This is a genomic window from Alistipes sp. UBA1686, assembly GCF_002320215.1.
GTDB classification, from domain to species: Bacteria; Bacteroidota; Bacteroidia; order Bacteroidales; family Rikenellaceae; genus Alistipes; species Alistipes onderdonkii.
In genome coordinates this window covers 118,883-142,390 of the sequence record NZ_DCKA01000015.1, presented here as the reverse complement: position 1 = coordinate 142,390, position 23,508 = coordinate 118,883, and the positions used below count along the sequence as shown (strand labels likewise).

13 protein-coding genes are annotated in these 23,508 nt (G+C 61.1%); 6 read left to right on the top strand and 7 right to left on the bottom strand.

The genetic code is table 11. From position 1 onward, the window contains the following. Positions 1-21 precede the first annotated feature (21 nt). On the top strand, positions 22-477 hold the full coding sequence (locus tag B3C38_RS06485) for an ATP synthase subunit C (RefSeq protein ID WP_022332863.1): 456 nt from the start codon (positions 22-24) through the stop codon (positions 475-477). Positions 478-798: 321 nt separating this feature from the next. Here the strand turns inward: B3C38_RS06485 and B3C38_RS06480 are convergent, their stop codons facing one another. Beyond that, a complete protein-coding gene (locus tag B3C38_RS06480) occupies positions 799-4,851 on the bottom strand; it encodes a two-component regulator propeller domain-containing protein (RefSeq protein WP_286726313.1) in 4,053 nt (1,350 codons plus the stop codon). A 287-nt stretch (positions 4,852-5,138) separates the two neighbouring features. Between B3C38_RS06480 and B3C38_RS06475 the strand changes: the two genes are divergently transcribed. From B3C38_RS06475 to B3C38_RS06455, 5 genes are all read left to right on the top strand, one after another. Next, a complete protein-coding gene (locus B3C38_RS06475) occupies positions 5,139-5,852 on the top strand; it encodes a GDSL-type esterase/lipase family protein (protein ID WP_117507054.1) in 714 nt (237 codons plus the stop codon). A 13-nt stretch (positions 5,853-5,865) separates the two neighbouring features. Then, entirely contained in the window at positions 5,866-7,050 is a 1,185-nt protein-coding gene (locus tag B3C38_RS06470) for a glycoside hydrolase family 76 protein (RefSeq protein ID WP_022332866.1), read from the top strand. Positions 7,051-7,072: 22 nt separating this feature from the next. Beyond that, complete coding sequence (locus B3C38_RS06465) at positions 7,073-9,916, top strand: glycosyl hydrolase (protein WP_286726311.1); 2,844 nt, start codon at positions 7,073-7,075, stop codon at positions 9,914-9,916. A gap of 38 nt (positions 9,917-9,954) precedes the next feature. Then, the gene (locus B3C38_RS06460; RefSeq protein ID WP_286726310.1) at positions 9,955-11,484 is read left to right on the top strand and encodes a glycoside hydrolase family 125 protein; all 1,530 of its coding nucleotides are present in this window, start codon (positions 9,955-9,957) and stop codon (positions 11,482-11,484) included. 94 nt (positions 11,485-11,578) lie between these two features. Continuing rightward, positions 11,579-13,519, top strand: coding sequence for a glycoside hydrolase family 97 protein (locus B3C38_RS06455; protein WP_286726309.1), 1,941 nt, complete (start codon positions 11,579-11,581; stop codon positions 13,517-13,519). 140 nt (positions 13,520-13,659) lie between these two features. On the opposite strand, the gene B3C38_RS06450 is transcribed toward B3C38_RS06455, so the two are convergent. From B3C38_RS06450 to B3C38_RS06425, 6 genes are read right to left on the bottom strand one after another with little or no spacing between them, the layout of a single operon-like run. Continuing rightward, on the bottom strand, positions 13,660-14,760 hold the full coding sequence (locus tag B3C38_RS06450; protein WP_286726307.1) for a CofH family radical SAM protein: 1,101 nt from the start codon (positions 14,758-14,760) through the stop codon (positions 13,660-13,662). 2 nt (positions 14,761-14,762) lie between these two features. Further along, positions 14,763-16,997 (bottom strand): ribonuclease R, encoded by a 2,235-nt coding sequence (rnr, locus tag B3C38_RS06445; protein WP_286726306.1) that lies wholly within the window; start codon positions 16,995-16,997, stop codon positions 14,763-14,765. After that, a complete protein-coding gene (locus B3C38_RS06440) occupies positions 16,994-18,106 on the bottom strand; it encodes a M20 family metallopeptidase (protein ID WP_055203502.1) in 1,113 nt (370 codons plus the stop codon). Before B3C38_RS06440 ends, rnr begins: the two co-directional genes overlap by 4 nt. A 9-nt stretch (positions 18,107-18,115) precedes the next feature. Continuing rightward, positions 18,116-19,081, bottom strand: coding sequence for a methylenetetrahydrofolate reductase (locus B3C38_RS06435; protein WP_286726303.1), 966 nt, complete (start codon positions 19,079-19,081; stop codon positions 18,116-18,118). A gap of 5 nt (positions 19,082-19,086) precedes the next feature. Next, positions 19,087-22,701, bottom strand: coding sequence for a methionine synthase (gene metH / locus B3C38_RS06430; protein ID WP_286726301.1), 3,615 nt, complete (start codon positions 22,699-22,701; stop codon positions 19,087-19,089). Next, positions 22,702-23,493: a glutaminyl-peptide cyclotransferase gene (locus B3C38_RS06425; RefSeq protein ID WP_276791914.1), complete on the bottom strand. Its 792-nt coding sequence runs from the start codon at positions 23,491-23,493 to the stop codon at positions 22,702-22,704. Between the last annotated feature and the right edge of the window lie 15 nt (positions 23,494-23,508).

Below are 23,508 nucleotides of genomic sequence, written 5' to 3'. Positions count from 1 at the left end.
CAACTAAAACAAATTAAAATTATGGAATCAACAACTGCAATTATTTTGGGCTATCTCGGCGTAGCGCTGATGGTAGGCCTTTCGGGCGTAGCGAGCTGTATCGGTACTTCGATCGCCGGTATGGCATCGGTAGGCGCCATGAAGAAAAACGGAGGGGCTTTCGGTAGCTACATGATCCTGTCGGCTATCCCCGGTTCGCAGGGCCTTTACGGTTTCGTGGGTTACTTCATCATCAAAGGATTCCTTACGGATTCGATGACGTTGTTGCAGGGGGCCGCCATCTTCGGCGCCGGTCTGCTGACGGGTCTGGTCTGCCTCGCTTCGTCATACTACCAGTCGAAGGTGTGTGCCAACGGTATCGCCGCAATCGGCAACGGCCACGACGTGATGGGTAAGACGCTTATCCTCGCGGCATTCCCCGAGTTGTACGCCATCCTTACGGTGGCTGCCGTGTTCCTGATCGCGGGTGCGATCTAAACGGCCGCAGCGGCAAATCGCTCCGCAGGGCGGGACATTCCGGTGTCCCGCCCTGCTTTTTTCAGGGGTGTGGCTTGAATTGTACTTATATTGCATGAATTGATACTTGCCGAAACCCGGAAATGTGTAATTTTGCATTAACTCGAAAGTTCCGGGCAATTGTTTTTCCGTCGGGATGGGACAGTTACAAGTTTTTAAGTGGTATAATTAGGGATTCAGGCCCGGCTGCATCAATAGCCGGGCTTGAGTTTGTTGGTGGGTTGACGGAAGGGAACGCCGTCTCCGGTCGGGCAGAGATTCCGGCATTGCCGGTAACATTGCCTATGCCTTATCCTGTGGCTCTTCGGGCACTTCGTCGACCTCCTGTTTGATCTGGGAGAGCTTCTCCTTGCGGTATACCTTGGGGGTGCAGCCGTATTTGGCGGCAAAGCACTTGAAGAATGTGCCCCGGTTGACGAACCCCGCCTTGTAAATGATCTCGTCGATGGAGAGCTTGGTCGAGGTGAGCAGCTGCTCGGCCTTGGCCAGCCGGTACTCCTTGATGATGGTGGTCGGGGTCTGGTTCAGGATGCCTTCCAGGCGGCGGTAGAGGTTGCGGATGCTGACACCCATCTCGTCGGCGATGAATTTCGTAGAGATTTCCGTGTTGGAAATGTTGTCGTTGATGATCTTCAGCATCTTGTCGATGAACTCCTTGTCGTCCTGGTGGAGCATCTTGCCGTCGGAGAGTTCGAAGGCGCTGATCGACGATTTGTAATAGTCCTTGAGCGAGCGGTTGCGTTTGAGCAGCTGCTCGGTCACGGCCTTCAGGTATTCGACGTTGAAGGGCAGCGTCAGGCAGATGTCGGCGCCGGATTCTACGCCTTTGATGCGTTCGTCGACCTGCTGTGCCGTCGAGAGCAGAATCACCGGGATATGCGAGGTCAGCTTGCCCTCCTTGATGAACTTGATGAGCGACAGGCAGTCCGATTTCTCCGAGAGCGCATCGCAGATGATGATGTCGGGGTGCATCTGTTTGAGCAGTTCGATCATCGCGTTCAGGCCGTCGGGCATTTTGATATTGTAATCCGGGGCGAACAGCTCAGCCACGAAATTCATGATCTCCGAATCGTCGTTGACCACGAACATCGTCCGGCGGTTTTTGTCGAACGTGAATTCGCGTTGCGTGACGGTCGGCAGCGGCAGCCCGTAGTTCGTGTCGATCGGCACGATGTTGTCGTTCACGGACGTGTTCTCGGCGGTTACTTTCAGCCGCGGCAGCCGCACGGTGAACGTCGTCTGGGCATTGGGGGTGCTTTCGACCGTGATCTGGCCGTGCATGCGGGTCACGATGCTGTGGCAGATCGCCAGCCGCAGGTCGCCCTGGAACGAAAGCCCCCGTTCGCTCTTGCGCTCGAAATAATCCAGCACGCGGTAACGGTCGAAAATGGCCTCGATGTCGTCGAGGTTGACCCCGATGCTGTCGTTCGCGGCCGATATGAACAGTTCCCCGTCGTCGTTGCGGATTGTCAGGTTCACCGAACCGTTGTAGGGTGTGTGCTTGAATGCGTTGGACAACAATGTGTTGAGGATCGTCGAAAGTCCTTCTCGGTCGCTCGGCCATGCCAGGTTGCGCTCGATGTCCAGCTTGCAGTGGATGCTGTTCTGCTCGGAATATTCGCTGAAGGTCTCCGCGATTCCCTGGGCGATTTCGGCCACGGGTACCAGCTCGATGTTTTCATTCTCATCGTTTTGCGAGGTGCGGATACCGCGGAACTCGTGGAGCATGTAGATCAGGTCGTGGAGCTTCGACACGTTCTGCCGGATGGTCTGTGCGTATTTGAGGATATAGGAGTCCGATTTACGGTAGGTAATGATCTGCTGGCAGGGCCCCGAGATCATCGTCAGCGGCATGGACAACTCCTGTGTGATGTTCGAGAAAAATCGCATTTTCGATTCGTAGACCTCCTCTTTGCGCCGGCTTTCGAGGCGTTGCAGTTGTTCGGCCTTGCGTTGCCGATAACGGAGCAGGTAATAGCGCAGGGTCATGGTGACGGCGGCCAGCGCCAGCAGCATGTAGAGCAGCTTTGCCAGAAATGTGGCGTACCAGGCCGGTTTGAGGCGTATTTCCAGTGAGTAGACTGGACTTGTGGCCCCGGTGATGTTGTTGCGGTAGCGCACGTCGAGCCGGTAGGTGCCGGGCGGCAGGTCGGCGAAGGACAGCTTCGACGAAGTGCTCGTCCATTGGTCGCTGAACCCGTCCAGCCGCGTGTAATAGGTGTAGTTGCTGCCGTTGACGTAGTCGAGTGCCGATACCGTGATCTCGTAGATGCGCTGTCCGTGCCGCAGCGTCAGCGCGTCCTTGTCGGAGAGCAGGTTGCCGATGTTGTGCACTCCGTCGTTGAGGCGCACGTCGCGGAAGAGGATCGGCGGGTTGAACGACTGTTCCTCGAAGCCGGTCTGTTCGACGGTAACCAGCCCGTTGATGCCGCCGAAGAAGAGCAGCCCTGTCTGCGGATCGGTGAAGTAGGCCCCGTCGCTGTATTCGATGGTATTCAGGCCGTAGGAGTATCCGTAGGTCACTACGTTACCCGTGTGGGGTGTATACTGCACCAGTCCGCGGTTGGTGCTCAGCCAGAGGTCGCCGTTGCGGTCGTCGAGGATGCCGTGCACGGTGTTGGTGATGCCCGGGATGAGCGTCGTGTCGCGGGCGACCTGTATCAGTCCGCCGCTCGTGCCGAACCAGAGGCTCTTGTCCTGGGTCTGGTGGATCGTGAAGATGTCGTTGACGATGGCGCTGCGGTTGTGGTCGAATTTGGCGATCTGGTGCGTATTCGTATGCGTGTTGTAGCGTACGGCCCCGCCTCCGCGGTTGCCGAACCACATGATCGAATCGTTCTGCTCGTAGAGGGCGAAGAAGAATTTTTTGACCTCCAGTTCCTCGTTGAAGTGGAGCCGCTTGACCTCGCGGATTTCAGGATGGGTCTGCGATCCGCCGAGCGTGATGCGGAATATACCGCAGCCTACCGAAGCCACCCACAGGGTGTCCGGCGCCGTCTCGCGCAGCGTGTGGATGAACCGCATCTCCTCGGGGACGCCGAGGCGGTGGATCCTCCGGTCGGCATAGGAGTAGTAGTTCAGCCCGTCGCCGTCGGTGCCGATCCACAGCAGGTTGCGGCTGCTTGCGGCGAAAGTGTAGACCGAGTTGTCCAGCAGCTCGCTGTTGGCCGTGGTAATCTGTTCGACATGGGATGCGTCGAAGGTTTTTCGGTGGTAGAAATTGGGGATACGCAGCAATCCTTCGCCTTTGGTGCCCACCCACAGGCTGCGTTCGTGGTCGATGTAGAGCGCACGCACTGGTTTCGAAAGGTTGTAGGGCAGGTCGTTGAAGGTGATCGAACGGAAAGCCACCGCGTTGCGTGTGTGCTGGTAAAGTCCCTGCCCGTCGGTGCCGATCCATACGATTTCCTGCCGGGCATCGCGCAGCAGTGTCATGACGCCGCAGGTGATGTTGATATGTTCAGTTGCGTATTTTACACTGTTCTGCGGGGTGGTTTTCAGGCGGATGACGCCGTTGGTGCTGAACGACACGAGGTAATCGTTCCCGTCGCTGATGATGCGCGACACCTGTCCCATGGCGGCCAGCTCCTCACGCATATCCTTTATATATATGATCTGACGGCTTTTGATGTCGAACTCGTAGAACACATGGTTCCGGTCGATGAAATAAACCCTGTCCCCTTCGCGGAACGCGAATTCCGGGAGCGAAGGCAGGGCTATCTGTTGTGTTTCCCCGAACTGGATGTCCCCCTGCCCGTCGGCGGGAATTTTCACCGGCATACAGAAAATACCCTTGCGTGAAAAGCTCCACAGGTTGCCCTCGTCGTCGAGCACCATCTCCAGGATGTCGGCATACCGCCCTTGCTGCATCGGCCTTGTGGGGGCGAATTCATGGCGCGTGCGGTCGTAGTAGCTGAATTTGTTGTCCTGTGTGATGACGATCACCTCGTCGCTGCTGCGGGTGACGACCCGGTACATACCCTGGAAACAGGTGTGCGGTTCGACGTGCTTGCTGTCCGGATCGAACAGGTCGAGCCCGTAGTTCGTGCGTATCCAGAAAAGCGAGTCCGTCGTCACGGCGATCTCCTCGATGAGGTTGCCCGACAGGGGGGTATATTCGCCCCAGTCGTTCGGGAAGAGGCGCATGCGTTCGCCGTCCCACATGTTCAGCCCGTCGCACGAACCGACCCAGATGAACCCGTGTTTATCCTGTGCCAGCGAGAGGATGGCATTGTTCGATATGCCTTCGCGGCTCGATATCTGCCGCAGGTTGCTGGCTTGTGCTGCCGCACAGCACAGCAGGTGTATACAGACCAGGTAGATTATTCGTTTCATGGAGGGTTGCGGTTTGTGGAAATTTTATGTTGGTTGTGCAAATTTATGCAAATTTTTTCGTAAAAACAGACTAACCATTGCCATTTTGGGCATGAAAACAGACATATTTCGTATCTTTGTCCCCGGGAAATCCCCTCTGGAGCCTCTGTCCCGGCGGTGGGAGGTGGCAAAAACCGGAATATTTTGTGTTTGGCACGGATGTGTACTATTTCTTCATGGATACGGACTGCCGATCGTTCCGGGTTTCCTAATTTTGTTAGCGAAAAACCTAAAAACCTTATTGCTTTATGAAAAAAATCGTACTCCTGTCGCTGTCTGTTTTCGCGGCGTTTTCCCTCTTTGCCCAGCAACCCCGCGACTGGGCGCAGTACGGGCGTTACGAACAGCAGAATGCCGCCCTGACGGGTGAACCCGTCGAAGTGGTCTTCATGGGTAATTCCATCACGGATAACTGGATCGGGGCCGATCCCGACTTCTTCGCCCGCAACGGCTTCGTCGACCGGGGTATCAGCGGCCAGACGACCGCCGAGATGCTCGCGCGTTTCCGCCGCGACGTCATCGACCTGAACCCGAAGGCCGTGGTGATCCTTGCCGGTATCAACGACATCGCTCAGAACAACGGCGCCATCAAACTCGAAAACGTCTTCGGCAACATCGTCTCGATGTGCGAACTGGCTAAATTCAACGGAATCCGCGTGGTGCTCTGCTCGGTGCTGCCCTGCGACCGGTTTTCGTGGCGTCCCGAGATCAAACCTGCGGCAGCCGTCGCGGAGCTCAATACGATGCTGAAACGGTACGCCGCCGAACATAAGATCCCCTATGTGGATTACCATGCGGCGCTGGACAACGGCTCCGGCGGCCTGGACGCCCGGATCTCCCGAGACGGCTGCCATCCGACCCTGTACGGCTACACGCTCATGGAGCCGATGGTCGTCGAGGGGATCAACAAGGCCCTCCGTACGAAGCAGGCGCGGTATACCACCCCGATACCCAACGAATAACCGATAACAGATAATGAAGAAAACACTCCTCCTCACCGCTGCGACAGTTGCCGCATGTGCTTTTGCCGCCTGTGACCGGACGTCGCCGAGCCAGGCCCGCAACCTCGAGCGTGCCAAGGCTACGCTCGATTCGGTCTATGCCTCGTATGGCGTCGCCGACCGCTGCCTCTTGCGCGAAAACTATCCGTTCAATGCCGATTACAAGGCGGGTTATCTCGCCTCCGAAGACCAGGCGCGTCCGAATCCCTATTCCTACCTGTGGCCCTTCTCGGGAACGCTCTCGGCTGTAAATACGATCCTCGAGGAGGATGCCTCCTATCGCAGCGTGCTCGACGGCCGCGTGCTGCCGGGGTTGGCCGAGTACCTCGACACGACGCGGATGCCGGCGGCTTATGCCTCCTATATCAATACGGCTCCGGCGTCGGATCGTTTCTACGACGACAACGTGTGGCTGGGCATCGACTTCTGCGATATCTACGAGGCTACGGGCGACAAGAAATACCTCGCCCAGGCCGAGATGATCTGGAAATTCATCGAGAGCGGCACGGATGACGTGCTGGGCGGTGGTATCTACTGGTGCGAACAGAAGAAACATTCGAAGAATACCTGCTCCAATGCTCCGGGAACGGTTTATGCGCTGAAACTCTATGCCGCGACGGGCGACGGCCGCTACCTCGAGCAGGGCAAAGGGCTCTATGCCTGGACAAAGGAGCACCTGCTCGACACCGGGGACGGGCTCTATTTCGATAACGTGTCGCTCGACGGCAATATCGGCCGTGCGAAGTTTGCCTACAACAGCGGCCAGATGGTACAGGCGGGGGCGCTGCTTTACAAGGCTACGGGCGATGAAAGCTACCTGAAAGACGCGCAGCGCACGGCCGCCGCATGCTACGACTATTTCTTCGAGGAATTCACGCCCGCGGACGGTGAGGCATTCCGCATCATCCGCAAGGGCAACGTGTGGTTCTCGGCCGTGATGGTGCGCGGGCTCGTCGAACTCTATGGCATCGACGGCAATGCCGCCTATGTCGATGCCGTGCAGCGCAGTCTGGACTATGCCTGGGATCATGCGCGCGACGGGCGCGGGCTGTTCGAAACCGATTTTACGGGCGCGGACAAACAGGCTGAGAAGTGGTTGCTCACGCAGGGTGCCATGGCCGAGATGTACGGCCGCATGTCCGGCGTCGGACTGAAATAAACCGCACAAAACCTGCAACCTGATGAAACGAAAAATCTTCTTCATACTATTGGCCGCGGTATTCGCCGCGGGGATCGCCTTTGCGGAAAAGTTGCCCGTGGCAAAGGCTTTCCGCCCCGAAAAAGAGTTGTATAAAACATTCGCTAATCCCGACGCGCGCCATCGTCCCTATGTGCGCTGGTGGTGGAACGGCGCCCGTGTGAACGAGCAGGAGATCCTGCGCGAGCTGGACGTGATGCACAAGGCCGGGATCGGCGGCGTGGAGATCAACACCATCCAGTTCCCCGACCAGACCGCCGATACGGTAGGCTGTGCCGCGCTGACATGGCTGAGCGACGAGTGGATCCGCATGGTCAACGTGGCTGCCGACGGCTGCCGTGAGCGCGGCATGGTCTGCGACATCATCGTCGGCTCGGGCTGGCCCTTCGGCGCCGAATACCTTGCGCCCGAGGAGCAGGTGCAGATGCTCTATCCCGTTACGGTCGATGTCAAGGGCGGCCGGTTTACCATCGGCCGCGACGAGGTGCTGGGCATGGCCAACGCCCAAGTGGCCAATCCCCGCAGCAACCCGACCAAGGAGCTTCTGTTCATCCGCCTGATGCCCAAGCATGTCGCCCATTTCACCGAGGGCGTTTCGTACGACGAACAGGCCGGCAATGATACCATCACGGTCGATGTCCCCGAGGGCGAACATGTCCTCTACTTTTTCGTGAAGCTGAACGGCTATTCGCGTGTTATCTTGGGGGCTCCGGGCGCCAGCGGGCCCGTGGTGAACCACCTCGACGGTAAGGCCGTGGAGCGTTACCTCGATAAATTTTCCGATGCGATGCATTTCACCCGCGGCAAACTCAAGGGGGAAATCCGCGCGGCGTTCTGCGACAGTTTCGAGCTGGAAGGCAACAACTGGACGCCCGGCATGTTCGCCGAGTTCGAGAAGCGTATGGGTTACTCGCTCTATCCGTTCCTGCCCTATGTGTTCCAGCGTACCGGAGCCATGGGCGAACCCGTCCGTGAGGCTTACGGCTGCAGTTTCTCGCCCGAAGTGACGCGCGACGTGATCGAGCGTGTCCGCCACGATTTCTGGCACGTGCAGATGCAGCTCTTCAAGGAGAACTTCATCGACGTATACAATGCGTGGTGCCATCGCAACGGGCTCAAGTCGCGCATCCAGGCCTACGGCCACCAGCTCCATCCCATCGAAACGTCGATGTATCTCGACATCCCCGAATGCGAATCGTGGATACACGACGGTATCGGCCGGGTGATGGAGCCCAACCAGTACCTTTCGGGACGCGGTTACAGCATGGTCAACAAGTTCGTCGCTTCGGGGGCGTTTCTGGCCAACCGCAACATCGTGAGCTGCGAAGAACAGACCAACGTGGGCAATATCTTCCAGACCACGCTCGAGGAGGTCAAGGTGACGGGCGACCGCAGCAACCTTTCGGGCGTGAACCACTCGGTGCTCCACGGCTTCAATTACAGCCCCCGCCAGAAGGATTTCTTCGGCTGGATACAGTTCGGTACTTATTTCAACGAGAACAATACGTGGTGGCCTTATGTGCGTCCGTGGATGGATTACAAGGCGCGTGTCTCCGCCCTTTTGCAGAACAGCGTCTATCAGGCCGACATCGCCATCCTGCCGCCGCTCGAAGACCTCTGGTCGATCCACGGCATGCAGCGTGACCCCTATCCTGGCGTCACCTATCCCGCCTATGCCAACGACCTCTGGGAGGCCGTCCAGCAGAGCGGCAACGGCTGCGACTATGTCAGCGAGAAGGTCATCTGCCAGTCGTCCGTCGCGGGCGGCCGGCTCCGCTTCGGTTCGCGCAGCTACAAGACCCTGTTGCTGATGGAGGTCGAGAGCCTCGAACCCCGGACCGCTGCGCGCATCGCCGACTTCGTGGCAGCGGGCGGACGTGTGATCGCCATCGGGAAGGTGCCCCACAAGGGGCTCGGCTTCCGCGATGCCGCGGCGAAGGATGCCCGTGTGAAGGCGATCATCGACCGTGTCGTGACGACCTGGCCCGACCGTTTTGTCCGTGTCGATGCCCCGCAGGGGGATATGCTCGGCTGGTACCGCACCTTGCAGGCGGAATACGGCCTGACCCCTTATGCGAAAATCTCCGACCTCGACCGTTTTATGATGATGAACTATTACAAGTCGGGCGACAGGGATATCTATTTCGTCGTCAACTCTTCGATCGAACGTTCCATGCAGACCCGGCTCGAATTTCCCGCCGAGGTAGCTGCCAAGCAGGCCTGGGTCTGGGATGCCGAGACGGGCGTGCGGCATATGCTCGACATGCGGAACGGTACGCTGGAGTTGTGCCTGACGCCTGCCGAGGCGAAATTCATCGTCTTCGAGAAAGACCGCGGCGGCCAAATGCTGCCCGCACCTGCACCCCGCAGCGCGAACCCCATTGCCCTCAACGGCATCTGGGATGTCAGGGCCACGCACCATGTGGATAAGAGTACCCGGGAATTCTCCCTGACCGACCTCGTGGATCTGCACAGCCTGCCGTTCCCCTGGTTGCAGAGCTTCGCCGGCACCATCGAATACACCCGCACGGTCGATGTCGAAGATCCGGCGGCCTACCATACGCTCGATGCCGGCCTTACGCATAACGGCATCACCGAACTTTTCGTCAACGGCGAGCCCGCGGGCATACGCTGGTACGGTGCACGTACGTTCGACGTAGCGGGCAAACTCCGTAAGGGCGCGAACGTCCTGACGATCCGTGTCACCACGGTGCTGACCAACTATGCCAAGGCCCGTGCCGCCGACACTCCGACGGCCGCCCGCTGGGAATGGGCGCAGCGGCTCAACAAGGAGCTCGGCCTGCGTGGCCCCGTAATCCTGTACTGATAACTTAAAACCTTAATAAAGTAATTCTGTAAACGACTATGAAAAACAAAAACATCTCCCGGGCTTGCCTTGCTGCGGCCCTTGTCATGGCCGGTACGGTTTCGGCACACGCCTCGGCGCTCCGCAGCAGTGCTCCGGAAACCGAAGCCGCGGTTATGATTATGGACAATACGCGGATGGCCAGGCCCAAAGCGAAGATCGTAAAAGAATATGCCCCGACCAACCGTCCGGCCGAGGCCGAGCGTCTGTTCCGCTCCGAGGCCGTCGAGGCCGAGATCGCGCGCATCAAGGGCGTGCTCTCCAATGCCAAGCTGGCCTGGATGTTCGAGAACTGTTTCCCCAACACGCTCGACACGACGGTGCGCTACCGCAAGGACGACAACGGCAAGGACGACACGGTGGTTTATACCGGCGACATCCATGCCATGTGGCTCCGTGACTCGGGTGCGCAGGTGTGGCCCTACCTCCAGCTGGCCAACAAGGACGAGCACCTGCGCAGTATGCTGGCCGGCGTGATCCGCCGCCAGTTCAAGTGCATCGAGCTCGATCCCTATGCCAATGCGTTCCTCGACCCCTACGACCCGAACCCCGACCATCAGTGGATGAGCGACCAGACCCAGATGCGCCCCGAACTGCACGAACGCAAGTGGGAGATCGACTCGTTGTGCTATCCGTTGCGTCTGGCCTATGAATACTGGCTGGTGACGGGTGACGATTCGGTGTTCGACGAACATTGGATGGCGGCCATCAGGAACATACTCAAGACCTTCCGCGAGCAGCAGCGCAAGGAGGGTGTCGGCCCCTATACGTTCATGCGTGTGACCGACCGCCAGCTCGATACGGTCTGCAACATGGGCAAGGGCAATCCGGTGAATCCCGTCGGGCTGATCGCTTCGGTATTCCGTCCCTCGGACGATGCGACGACGTTCCTCTTTCTCGTGCCTTCGAATTTCTTTGCCGTGACTTCGCTGCGCAAGGCTGCCGAAATCCTGACCGAAGTCAACGGACAGGCCGCGCTGGCTGCCGAGTGCACCGAGCTGGCTGCCGAGGTGGAGACGGCACTCAAGAAATACGCTACCTACAACCATCCCGAATACGGAACGATCTACGCCTTCGAGGTCGACGGTTACGGCAACCGCTTCCTGATGGACGACGCCAACGTGCCGAGCCTGCTGGCGATGCCCTACCTGGGCGACATGGACGTGAACGATCCGATCTACCAGAATACCCGCCGCTTCGTGTGGAGCGAGGCGAACCCCTACTTCTTCCGCGGTTCGGAGGGCGAAGGCATCGGCGGCCCGCATATCGGTTACGACATGGCCTGGCCGATGAGCATTATGATGAAGGCCTTTACCTCGCAGGACGATGCCGAGATCAAGCGCTGCGTAGAGATGCTGATGACTACCGATGCCGGGACGGGCTTCATGCACGAGTCGTTCAATGTGAACGACCCGACGGATTTCACCCGCTCGTGGTTCGCTTGGCAGAACACGCTGTTCGGCGAGCTGATCCTCAAGCTGGTGAACGAGGGTAAGGTCGACCTGCTGAACTCGATTACGGTAAAATAACAGGTTCGGTTTTTTTTCAGGAGGGCCGCGGGAATATCGCGGCTCTCCTGTCGTTTTTTTGCTATCTTTGTATCCGACTCAAATTATTATCATTATGAAGAAACGACTTCTGGCATTGTGCTGCGCATTGGCTGTGGCCGGTGCCGCTACGGCCAAGATCGTCGGTGCGACGTCGCCCGGCGGAAACCTCCGCCTGGAAATCGAGGTGGCTGACAAGATCAGTTATACCGTCTGGAGCGGCGCGGACAAAGTCCTCGATGCCTGTACGTTGTCGCTGATCCTGGACGACCGCACGCTGGGCGAGGCTCCCCGTCTGCGCAGCGTGAAACGCTCCTCGGCCGACGAGATGCTCGAACGCCGCAACCCGACCAAGGATGCCGTCGTCCGGAACTGCTATAATGCCGTGCAACTCAGGTTCGCCGGCGACTACGCAGTGGAGTTCCGCCTTTTCGACGACGGTGTGGCCTACCGCTTCGTCACCTCGCTGCCCGGCGAGGTCGAGGTGCTCGGCGAAGAGTGCCGGCTGGGACTGCCCGCCGGAAGCGAGGCGTGGCTCTCCGAGGTGAACGGTTTCCGTTCGATGTACGAGGAGCCTTACACTCGTGTGGCGATGTCCGGGTATGCCCCTTCGGACAAGATGAGCTACCTGCCCGTGCTGGTCGGGATGCCGGGGGGCAAGAAGCTCCTGCTGGCTGAGTCCGATGTACGGGACTACCCCTGCATGTTCGTCAGGAGCGACGGACGGGGCGGTTTCGAATCGCTTTTCCCGCGCGTGCCGAAGGAGTACGGCCCCGATGGCGACCGCAGCCTGAAGGTGCTCTCCGAAGAGCCCTTTATTGCCAGGACGCAGGGGACGCGCACTTTCCCGTGGCGCCTTGCCGTCGTGGCCGGGGAGGATGCCGACCTGATCGAAAACGAGCTGGTGTGGCTGCTGGCCGCCCCCGCTGCCGATACCGACTGGGAGTGGGTGAAGCCCGGGCTGGTGAGCTGGGACTGGTGGAACGGCATGCGCCTGTCGGGGGTCGATTTCCGTGCTGGGCGCAATACGGAGTCCTACCGTTACTACATTGACTTCGCAGCCAAATACGGCGTCCCTTATATTATCATGGACGAAGGCTGGTCGGCATCGACGACCGACGTATTCCGTCCCAATCCCGACCTCGACCTGCCCGGCCTGATCGCCTACGGCAAGGAGCGCAACGTGCAGATCGTGCTGTGGCTGACATGGCTCGCCGTCGAGAAGGACATGGAACGCCTTTTCATGACGCTCGAAGAGTGGGGCATCCCGGGCGTGAAGATCGACTTCATGGATCGCAGCGACCAGTGGATGGTCAACTATTACGAGCGCGTGACCAAGTGTGCGGCCGATCATCATATCTTCGTCGACTGGCACGGCTCCTATACTCCCAAGGGTCTTTTCCGCACCTACCCGAACCTGCTGACCTACGAGGCGGTGCTCGGCATGGAGCAGGGCGGCCGCTGCAAACCCGACAACAGCAATTACCTGCCTTTCATCCGCAATGCCGTCGGCCCCATGGACTTCACGCCGGGCGGGATGTTCTGCTCTCAGCCCGAGGATAACCGTTCGACGGGTTCGAACCCGATGGCCTCGGGGACGCGCGCCTACCAACTGGCGCTTTATGTCGTCTTCGAGAGCCCGTTGCAGATGATGGCCGACAACCCGGTCTATTATTACCGCGAACATCCCTGCACGGAGTTCATCGCCTCGGTGCCTACGACCTGGGACGAGCTGCGCGTGCTGCGTGCCCGGTGCGGCGAACAGGTCGTCATGGCGCGCCGCAAGGGCGACCGGTGGTTCATCGGGGGCATTACCAACAACCAGCCCTATTCCACCGAGGTCGCGCTCGATTTCCTGCCTGCCGGGCGCAGTTATACGATGACCTCGTTCGAGGACGGTGTGAATGCCGACCTGCAGGCCATGGACTACAAGAAACGTGAGCGGAAAGTCGATGCTTCGACCGTCGTGAAGATCGACATGGTTCGCAATGGCGGCTGGGCGGCCGTAATCGAATAGGCGTGCCCGGGCCGGAGTCCATCCGCGATCGGTAGGCGGACAGTGCCCGGATTTGCCGTAAAAAACGAAAGGAAATGCGTTATTCGCACTTCCTTTCGTTTTTTCGTTCCTGTGTTTTTCCTGGTGAGCCCGGGAGGGTTTCAGGCCTGCGGGGCATATTCCCGCATCCGGTACAGCTGGTCGCGCAGGCGAGGGGTGAAACCCGCCTCGCGGATGGCTTCGCGGATGCCCTCGGCGTCGAAACGGTTGTGCGCTCCGGCCGAGGAGACGACGTTTTCCTCGATCATGATCGACCCCATGTCGTTGGCGCCGCTGTGCAGGGCGGCTTGTGCCGTGGCCTTGCCCACGGTGAGCCACGAGGCCTGGATGTTGCGGATGTTGCACAATACGAGGCGGCTCACGGCGATGATACGCAGGTATTCCAGCGGCGAGAAGTGCGTCGTTACCCCCTGGCGTTCCAATTCGGTGCCCGTCGACCGGAAGATCCACGGGATGAATGCGATGAACCCGTACTTTCCTTCGGGGCAGCGGGCCTGCAGGTCGCGGATACGCAGCAGGTGGTCTACACGCTGGTGCGGGGTTTCGACATGGCCGTACATCATCGTTGCCGAGGTCGGCAGGCCGAGGCAGTGGGCCTCGTGCATCACGTCGAGCCACTTTTCGACCGACGGTTTGGCGGGTGATATGGCCCTGCGCACGACGGGGTCGAGGATTTCGGCGCCGGCGCCCGGCAGCGAGTCGAGCCCGGCTGCCATCAGGCGCCGCAGGGTCTCCAGCGTGGTCAGGCCGCTGATGCGGGCGATGTGCGCCACCTCGGGCGCACCCAGCGCATGCAGTCGCAGCGTGGGGTAGAGCGCTTTCAGGTCGGAGAACAGCCGCTCGTAGAAGTCGATTCCCAATTCGGGATGCAGGCCGCCCTGCAACAGCAGCTGGTCGCCGCCCAGCTCCAGCGTCCGGTCGATCTTCTCGCGGTATTCGGCCAGCGTGGTGACGAATGCCCGGTCTGTCTGGTGGGGCTTGCAGTGGAAATTGCAGAACCGGCAACCCGAAATGCAGACGTTGGTGATGTTGACATTGCGGTCGATCTGCCAGGTCACCACCTCAGGGTCGGGAACCACGGCGCGGCGCACCTCGTCGGCCACGAGCGCCAGCTCCTGCAACGGAGCCTGGTCGTAGAGCCGGTAGGCCTCCTCGCGTGAGAGCGGCTCCCTTCGCCGGCATTTGTCGTAGATGCGTTGCACGGCTATCGGTTTTTGCGGCGGGTGCTGCGGCGTACCTTCGGGCCGTCCTCGCGGGGTGCGGGGGCCACGGGGCGGCCGTTGTCTATCAGCAGCTCGAAATCGAGCTGGCGCTTCTGCAGGTCGGCACGTTTCACGCGGATGCGTACGGCGTCGCCCAGCGTCATGCGGCGACCCGTCGAGCGGCCGACGATCTCGTAGTTGGCTTCGTCGAACTGGAAGAAATCCCCTTCGATGTCGCGCAGGAACGACATGCCCTCGATGTGGGTTTCGTCCAGCTCGACATAGATGCCCCATTCGGTGAGCCCCGAAATGTGGCCGTCGAACTCCTCGCCGATACGCTCCTTCATGAATTCGACCATCTTGTACTTGATCGAGGCGCGTTCGGCCTCGGAGGCGATCACCTCGCGTTCCGAAGCGCGGGCGCACAGATCTTCGAGCGTCGTCTTGTCTGCCGCCTTCTCGCCTGCGAGGTAACGCGCCAGCAGGCGGTGCACCATCATGTCGGGATAGCGGCGGATGGGCGACGTGAAATGCGTATAGTAGGGGAATGCAAGGCCGTAGTGGCCGATGTTGTCGGTCGTGTAAAAGGCTTTTGCCATCGAACGCACGGCCATCGTCGACACGGCGTTCTCCTCGGTCGAACCTTTGATCTGGGCGAAGAGCTTGTTCAGCTCCTTGGCCACGGCCCGCCCGCCCGTGGCCTTGAAGATGTGCCCGAAGCGCAGGATGAACTGCCGGAAACGGTCGAGCTTCTCTTCGCTCGGCTTGTCGTGCACGCGGTAGACCATCGTGCGTTCCACGGTGCGCCCCTTGTCGGTCTTGCGCTTGCCGCAGAACTCGGCGACGCGGCGGTTTGCCAGCAGCATGAACTCCTCGATCATCTGGTTTGACTCCTTCTGTTCCTTGAAATAGACGCCGATGGGCTTCCCAGCCTCGTCGAGCTGGAATTTCACCTCCTCGCGGTCGAAGCTGATGGCCCCGTTTTTAAAACGTTCCTTGCGCAGCGCCTGGGCCAGCCGGTTGAGGGTCAGCACCTCTTCGGCGAAATCGCCCCGGCCCGTCTCGATGATCTCCTGCGCCTCGGCATAGGTGAACCGGCGGTCGGAGTAGATCACCGTCCGTCCGAACCATTCGTCGAGTATCTCCAACCCTTCGTTGATCGTGAATACCGCCGAGAAACAGAGGCTCGCCTCGTGCGGGCGTAGCGAGCAGAGCTCGTTCGACAACCGCTCGGGCAGCATCGGGACGGTGCGGTCTACCAGGTAGACCGACGTGCCGCGTTCTACGGCCTCGTCGTCGATCACCGAATGCGGGCGCACGTAGTGCGTCACGTCGGCGATATGCACGCCGATTTCCCATACGCCCTCCCCGACCTTGCGTACCGAAAGCGCGTCGTCGAAGTCCTTGGCGTCGGCCGGGTCGACCGTGAAGGTCGTCACATTGCGGAAATCGCGGCGCCGGGCGATCTCCTTGGCCGTAATCCGGCCGTCGATACCCTCCGCCGCCTGTTCGATCTCGGGCTCGAAGCGGTAGGGCAGTTCGTATTCGGCCAGGATGGCGTGCATCTCGGTGTCGTTGTTGCCCGCCATGCCCAGCCGCTCGATCAGTTCGCCCACGGGGCTCTTGCTCCCTTCGGCCCAGTCGGCGATGCGCACGACGACCTTTTCGCCGTCCTTCACGTCGGGGTACAGCCGTTTGGAGAGGTAGATGTCCATCGGCATACGGCGCGAATCCGCCCGTACGAATATCTGGTGTGCCCCTACTTCGGCGATGCCGACATAGGGTTTGCGGCTGCGTTCGACGATGCGCGTGATTTCGCCCTCCATCTTCCCGTCGCGGCCGCGGTGCATGACGACCACCTCCACGCGGTCGCCGTTCAGGGCGTTGGCCGTGTTGCGCTGGTTGACGAAGATATCTTTCTCCTCACCTTCGACGCGCACGTAGATCGACCCCGTGGCCGTCATGTCCGCCACGCCTTCGAAGTGGGGCAGGTGCTTGTGCGTGAGGCGGTATTTCTCGCGTGCGCACTCCTCGACGATGCCTTCGTCGTGCAGCCGTCCCAGGATCTCGAATGTTTCGCGGCGCCCCTCTTTCGTGGCGCCTCCCGAGGCCGAAGCCAGGTGCTTGAGCGAGAATTTATTGTTGGGGAACTCCCGGAAAAGGCTCAGGATGACTGCCGCCCTGTCGGTGTTCTTCGCACCCTTTGCCGGGCGCTTTTTTTGTGTTTGCTTTTTCATTTCTTCAGAATTTGCAGGGCAAGGCGCTTCATGAAGCCGATGCCCACGTTGATAGCCCCTTCGTCGGGGTTGAATGTCGCCGTGTGGGGGCGTCCTGCCGCGGCGCCTACGCCCAGCCGGTAGAACAGCGACGGGTATTTGGTACAGTAAAAGCCGAAATCTTCGGCCGTGGTGCGCAGCGGGAGCATCTCGACCTGCAGTTTCTCCTCGCGGGCCAGTGCCGCGGCCTGTTTCACGAGGTGTTCGTCGTTGACCACGCAGGGGTAACCGTGGCTGATGTCGACGGCGATCCGCACCCCCAGGCGCTTGTCTATCTCGGCGGCGATGTTGCGAATGCGCTGGTGGATGATTTCGCGTTCACGCTCGTCGAACGTGCGCAGCGTCCCCTCCAGGTAGACCTCGTCGGGGACGATGTTCGTGGCACCTCCGGCCTCTATGCGTCCGATCGAGAGCACGCACTCCTCGTGGTTGAGCGCGATGAGCCGCGTCACGAACTCCGCGGCGGCCGCCACGGGGTCTTTAAGCTGCGGGCGCATGGCGCCGTGCCCGCCCGTGCCGTGTACCGAGAAGCGCAGTTCGTCGCTGGAGGCCATGTATTTCCCGGCGCGGAATCCCAGCGTCCCGACCTCCAGTTGCGGCTCGACGTGCTCGCCCACCACGGCACGCACCTCGTACCCGTCGAACGGGTTTTCGGCCAGCACCAGCGACGCACCGCCCGGGTTGCACTCCTCGCCCGGCTGGAACAGCCCGAAGAGCGTGCCGCGGAAGTCGGGTTCGGCGGCGAGCTGCTGCAATACCCCGAAAAGTACCGCCGCGTGCATGTCGTGGCCGCAGGCGTGCATGACGCCGGGGGTGCACGACCGCCAGCCGATGTCGTTCTGTTCGGTGATCGGCAGGGCGTCGATGTCGGCGCGCAGTACTACGGCGCGGCGTTTGGGATCGGCTTTCCCGCGTCCTTCGATCCAGGCCAGCACGCCCGTTCGGGCGATGGGACGGTGCTCGATGCCCAGCTCCGTGAGCCGGTCGGCGATGAAGGCTGCCGTGTCGTGTTCTTTGAACGACAGTTCGGGGTGTGCATGCAGGTGGCGGCGGAATTCTGTGGGATTCATTCGTGTCGTTTAAAATATCGCTTTTGCAATCTTTATGATGTTGTCGGCCTTGCCCATCGGGTAGTAGTGCAGGACGGGGACGCCCGCTTCGACCAGCTCCCGGCTCTGGGCGACGGCCCACTCGGTTCCGATTTCGCGGACGGCCTTCGGGTCGTCTGCGTGGCGCAGCACCTCGCGCCCGAGTTCCTCGGGAATATGGCAGCCGAAGGTCTGGGGCAGTAGTGTCAGGTGGCGCACCGTCGATAACGGCTTGATGCCCGGGATGATCGGGACGGTGATGCCGGCCTCACGGCACCGGCGCACGTAGTCGAAGAACCGCGCGTTGTCGTAGAAAAGCTGCGTGACGACGTATTCTGCCCCGGCGTCGACCTTCGCCTTGAGGCAGGCGATGTCGGCCTCGGGCGAGGCGGCCTCCTCGTGCATCTCCGGGTAACCCGCCACGCCGATCGAGAATTTCGAGTGGTGGCACTCCTCGACCTCGCCGTCGACGAACTGGCCGCGGTTCATGGCCGCGATCTGCCGCACGAGGTCAACGGCATGCGTATGTCCCTGCGGGTGGGGCATGAAGAACTTTTCGTTCTGCGACTTGTCGCCGCGCAGCGCCAGTACGTTGTGCAGGCCGAGGAAATCGAGGTCGATCAGCGCATCCTCGATGTCGTATTTCGACTGCCCGCCGCAGATCAGGTGCGGCACGACTTCCACGCCGTATTTCTTCTGGATGGCGGCCGAGATGCCTACCGTGCCGGGGCGGCGGCGCACGACGTGCCATTCGACGCTGCCGTCGGGGCGCACCGCCTGCTTGATGCCTTCGCGGTGGAACGTCACGTTGATGTAAGCCGGGTCGAAGCCGATCAGCCGGTCGATGCTTCCGAAGACGCCGCAGCAGCCGTCTCCCTTGAGCGGCGGCAGCAGTTCGAAGGCAAAGCGCGTACGGCGTTCCGAAATGGCTTTATTGATGATGTCTACGACATTCATGGGGTTTAGATATTATGCGGTATGAGTTTTTTGACCAGTTCGACATCAAGCCCGCGGCGCCGGGCATAGTCGAGCAGTTGTTCGGTGTCGACCGTGCCGACCGAGAAGTAGTCCGCGTCGGCCAGCAGCAGTCCGCAGAGTGCCTCCCCGGGATCGACCATGTAATTTTCCGTGAGTTTCATGCCCGTGGTCAGCTCAGCCGCCAGCAGGTCGAAGACCTCGCGCTTGAGCGAATGGTCGGGTGACGCCGGGTAGCCGAACGCCATCCTGCGGCCGCGGTATTCGCCGCGGATGACCTGCCGGGGAGTGGGCGCTTCGCCGGTTTCGTAGCCCCACATCTGCCGCCGCACGAACGAGTGCACGGCTTCGGCGAACGCCTCGGTCAGGCGGTCAGCCAGCAGCTTGGCCATGATGGCGTTGTAGTCGTCGCCCGCAGCGCGGAATTTTTCGCACAGCTCCTTCAGCCCGATGCCCGCCGTCACGGCGAAGCAGCCGATCCAATCGCCTTTGGGGGCGATGAAATCCGCCAGCGAGAGGTTGTCCTGCCCGCGGGTCTGGTTGCGGAGCATCGCCAGGCGGTGTTCGCGGCCCTTGGGGTCTGTGATCCAGATGTCGTCGCCCTCGGAACGCGCCGGGAAGATGCCTACGGCGGCCTGCAGCGTGAGCAGTCGCTCGTCGCGGATACGTGCCAGCAGCGCCTGCGCGTCGGCGAATACCTTGCGGGCCTCCTCCCCCTTTTCGGGGTGGTCGAGGATCTCGGGGTAACGCCCTTTCAGCCCCCATGCCGGGAAAAAGAAGTTCCAGTCGATGTAGGGCTCGGCATCGGCCACGTCGAAATCGGGGAAGACCATCCGTCCGGGGTGCGCCGGTATGACGGGACGGTGCAGTGTGGCACCCTTGCGGGCTTTGCGCGCCTCGACGATCGGGATCAGGTTGCGCGTGCGCTCGGCGTGCTCGTATTCGCTCCGCATGGCCTGCTGTCCGGTGAGGACTTTGTCGGCGTAAAGCGCCCCGTCGGAGCCCAGCAGTTGTGCCAGTATCTGGCTGTTGCGGCTGGCGTTGGGCGAATGGACAACCACGCCCGCGTAGACCGGGGCGATCTTCACCGCCGTGTGCAGGTCGGAGGTCGTCGCCCCGCCGATGATGACCGGGATGCGCAGGGCGCGGCGTTCCAGCTCCTCGCAGACATGCGCCATCTCGTCGAGCGACGGGGTGATCAGCCCGCTCAGGCAGATGCAGTCGGCGCCCCACGCCACCGCCTCGTCGACGATGCGCTGCGACTCGACCATCACCCCCAGATCCTTTATTTCGTATCCGTTGCAGGCCATCACGACCGCCACGATATTCTTTCCGATGTCGTGCACGTCGCCTTTCACGGTGGCGATCAGCACCTTGCCCGCGCGGTTCGACACCCCGGCCGCCCCCTGCTCAATGTAGGGCGTAAGCGCCGCCACGGCGCGCTTCATCACGCGGGCGGTTTTCACGACCTGCGGCAGGAACATCTTGCCTTCGCCGAAGAGCGTGCCGACATGCTCCATGGCGGGCATCAGCAGCGTGTCGATCACGGCCATCGGGCTGCCCAGGGTTTCGTAACCCTCCAGCGCATCCTGCTCGATGAAATCCGCCACGCCTTTGAGCATTGCGTGGCCGATGCGCTCGCCGAGCGTCCCCGCGCGCCATGCGTCGGGAGCTTGGGGCTGCGTCTGGGCAACCGTGCGCACTTGCTGGGCATATTCGGTGAGCCGTTCGGCAGCGTCCGGACGCCGGCAGAGGATCACGTCCTCGACCCGTTCGAGCAGTTCGGGCTCTATCTCGCTGTAAACCCGCACCATCTGCGGGTTGACGATGCCCATGTCCATCCCGGCACGGATGGCGTGGTAGAGGAACGCCGAGTGCATCGCCTCGCGCACGGCGTTGTTGCCGCGGAAGGCGAACGAGAGGTTCGACACGCCGCCCGAGACCTTGGCATGGGGCAGGTTGTGCTTGATCCAGCGCGTGGCGTCGATAAAGGCTTTGGCATAGCTGTCGTGCTCGGGGATTCCCGTCGCCACGGCCAGCACGTTGGGGTCGAAGATGATGTCCTCGGCAGGGAATCCCGCATCGGTGAGCAGTTTGTAGGCGCGTGAGGCCACCTCCGTCTTACGTTCGTAGGTGTCGGCCTGTCCCCGCTCGTCGAAGAGCATCACCACGGCGGCCGCACCGTAGCGGTGTATCTCCTGCGCGCGGCGCAGGAATTCGGCTTCGCCCTCCTTGAGCGATATGGAGTTCACGACGGCCTTGCCCTGTGTGACCTGCAACCCGGCCACGAGCACCTCCCATTTCGACGAGTCGATCATCGCCGGCACGCGGGCTATCTCGGGTTCCGACGCCATCAGGTTGAGGAACGTGCGCATGGCCTCCGCACCGTCGATCAGCCCGTCGTCCATGCAGACGTCGACGATCTGTGCCCCGGCGTCGACCTGGGCGCGGGCGACGGAGAGCGCCTCCTCGTAGTTGCCTTCGCGGATCAGCCGCGCGAATTTGGCCGAGCCTGCGACGTTGGTGCGTTCGCCGACGTTCACGAAATTGGCTTCGGGGACGATGCGCAGCGGTTCGAGGCCGCTCAGCGTCGTGACATGTTTGGGTGCCGGCACGGGGCGCGGGGCGTAGTTCCCTGCGATCTTCGCCAGCTCGAAGATATGTGCTGGCGTGGTGCCGCAGCATCCGCCGACGATGTTTACCAGCCCGCGGCGCATGTATTCGCCGACGTCGCGGGCGAACATCTCGGGTGTTTCGTCGTAGCCGCCCATGACATTGGGGAGCCCAGCGTTGGGGTGTGCCGAGATGCGGAATTCGGCCACCGCGGCCAGCCGTTCGAGGTAGGGCATCAGTTGTCGGGCGCCATAGGCGCAGTTGAAGCCGACGGAGAGGAGCCGCGCATGCGATACCGAGGCGTAGAGAGCCTCGACGGTCTGTCCCGAGAGGGTGCGGCCGCTGGCGTCGGCCAGCGTGCCCGAGACCATGACGGGGATTGCGCGTCCGAGCTGTGCGGCCAGCGTGTCGATGGCGTAGAGGGCGGCCTTGGCGTTGAGCGTGTCGAAAACGGTTTCGACCAGCAGGATATCCGCGCCGCCGTCCACGAGGCCGCGCGCCTGGTCGGTGTAGGCTTCGGCCAGCTGTGTGAAGGTCACCTCGCGGGCTGCGGGGTTCCCGACGTCGGCCGACATCGAGGCCGTGCGGTTGGTCGGGCCCATCGAGCCCGCCACGAAACGGGGTTTGAGCGGGTTGCGGGCCGTGAATTCGTCGGCTGCGCTGCGTGCCACCCCGGCCGCCGCACGCGAAATCTCATAGGCGTATGCCTCCAGCCCGTAGTCGGCCAGCGACACGGCGTTGGCGTTGAAAGAGTCGGTCTCGATGATGTCGGCGCCCGCCTGCAGGTATTTTACGTGTATTTCGCGCACCGCCCCGGGGCGTGTCACCGCCAGCAGGTCGTTGCAGCCTTTGAGCAGTACGTTCCAGTCGCGGAACCGTTCGCCGCGGTAATCCTCCTCCGTGAATCCGTACTGCTGCACCATGGTGCCGAAGCCGCCGTCGAGCAGCAGGATGCGGGATTCGAGCGCCTCGTATAACTTGTTTGCCATTTACTTTCCGATGATTTCTATTTCGAAGAGTTTGCTCCAGTTCTTGCCGGTCACGAAGATGCGCTTCCCGGCGGCATCGTATGCGATGCCGTTCAGTACGTCGGTCGTGGGCGTAACCTCCTCGTCGGGCAACAGTCCCGTGAGGTCTACGACCCCTTCGACCACGCCCGTCGCCGGGTCAATAATGACGATCTGGTCGGTCGTGTAGACGTTGGCCCACAACTTGCCGTCGATCCACTCCAGCTCGTTGAGGAAATTGATCGCCATGCCTTTGAGCGTCACCGTCGTGCGTTTCTCGCGTTTGAACGTCGCAGGGTCGAGCGTGTAGATATTGGCCGTGCCGTCCGACATGTAGAGCTTTTGCCCGTCGGTGGTCAGTCCCCAGCCTTCGCCGGGGTAGCGGAACTCCTTGATTTTCTTGCCTGTTTTCAGGTCGTAGACATAGGCTTTGTTCGATTGCCACGTGAGCTGGTACAACTTGCCGTCGAGCAGCGTGATCCCTTCGCCGAAATCCTCCTGCGGCAGCCGTGCGAACACCTCCGTGCGCCCGGTTTCGAGGTCGAGGGTCTGCACGACCGATTCGCCGTGCTCTCCGGTGCCTTCCCACAGCATGCCGTCGGCGAATTGCAGCCCCTGCGTATAACTGGTCGTCGGGTGAGGATATACCGCGCGGACGCTGTACGTGTATTCTTTCGGCGCGACAGGAGCCTCGGGGCGTTTGGCACGGGCCTGATTTCCGCCGCACGACGCGAGCAGCAGGCCGAATAACAGAACGCTTGCGAACTTTTTCATTTTCTCTTTTTGAAC